The sequence below is a fragment of the Arthrobacter sp. 9V genome, from assembly GCF_902506065.1.
Lineage (GTDB): Bacteria > Actinomycetota > Actinomycetes > Actinomycetales > Micrococcaceae > Arthrobacter.
The window spans coordinates 1-1,281 of record NZ_LR732931.1 but is presented as its reverse complement, the minus strand read 5'-3'; the positions used below and the strand labels follow the sequence as shown (position 1 = coordinate 1,281).

The 1,281-nt window shown below is 67.0% G+C and carries 1 protein-coding gene and 1 pseudogene; both read right to left on the bottom strand.

All coding sequences use genetic code 11. The features are described from left to right. A pseudogene (locus BACI9J_RS22435) lies at nt 1-190 on the bottom strand (amino acid permease); the annotation flags it as partial. 161 nt (nt 191-351) lie between these two features. Further along, a complete protein-coding gene (gene ppk2, locus BACI9J_RS22430) occupies nt 352-1,260 on the bottom strand; it encodes a polyphosphate kinase 2 (RefSeq protein ID WP_159736626.1) in 909 nt (302 codons plus the stop codon). Between the last annotated feature and the right edge of the window lie 21 nt (nt 1,261-1,281).

Genomic DNA, 1,281 nt, shown 5'->3' with positions numbered 1-1,281 from the left:
GCCCGAAGCCGAGTCCGAACAGCTGGAAGACCGTGGTGAGGATCGAGACGAAGGAGAAGCCCGCCGCGAAGGAGGAGAACGAGCCGACCCCGCGGTGGAGCTCCTGCTCGTAGCCGAGGCGGGCGAGCCCCTGCGTGTCGACGTCGGACGTGGCGCGCGGTGCGTGGAGCGGTGCTTGCGGAGAACGCATGACTGCAGACCTTTCGCGGAGTACCTGTCGGGTGACAGGTAGTGCGACAAGTGTCTTGCTGCCCTGTGTCGGCGCCGTTGCCCGTCTGTTTCGAGTGCGTGACGGGAAGCGGCGGCGTGTAAACGTTCCGAGTCGGCGGGCGGTTCAGCCGCCGCGGGGGATCACTCGATGTCGACGTCCCGCTTGCCCCGGCGGACGATGAGCGGGTCCGGCTTGCCGATCACGTCGGCGTCCTTGTCCGGGTAGTCGAACTGCGTCAGGAAGTACCGCATCGCGTTGAGCCGTGCGCGCTTCTTGTCGTTCGACCGCACGATCGTCCACGGCGCGTACCGCTTGCTCGTCCGGGTGAACATCGCCATCTTCGCCTCGGTGTAGTCCTCCCACCGGTCGAGCGACAGCAGGTCGATGTCGGACAGCTTCCACCGCCGCACCGGGTCGAGCTGCCGCATCGCGAACCGGGTCCGCTGCTCGCGCCGGGTCACCGAGAACCAGAACTTCGTCAGGTGGATGCCGGAGTCGACGAGCATCCGCTCGAACTGCGGCACCTGGGTCATGAAGGACTCGTACTCGTCGTCGTCGCAGAACCCCATCACCCGTTCGACGCCGGCACGGTTGTACCAGGAGCGGTCGAACAGGACCATCTCACCGGCGGCCGGCAGGTGCTGCACGTACCGCTGGAAGTACCACTCACCGCGTTCGCGCTCGGTCGGCTTGCTCAGCGCGACCACCCGCGAGGTCCGGGGGTTGAGGTGCTCCGTGAACCGCTTGATCGTGCCGCCCTTGCCCGCGGCGTCACGCCCCTCGAACAGCACGACGACCTTCTGCCCGGTGTCCTCGAGCCAGTACTGGCACTTCAGCAGCTCGATCTGCAGCAGGTACTTCTGGTACTCGTACTCGTCCCGCGGCAGGCGTTCCGAGTACGGGTAGTCGTCCTGCAAGGTCAGCACCGGGTTGCCGTGCGGGTCGATCAGGTCCGGGTCGGCCGTCTGGCCGCCCGCGACGCTGTACCCCTCGGTCCGCAGCTGTTCGATGTACTCCCGCAACGGCTGCGAGTACGGCGCTGTGTCCACGGTGTCCTCCCTCTGCGAGCC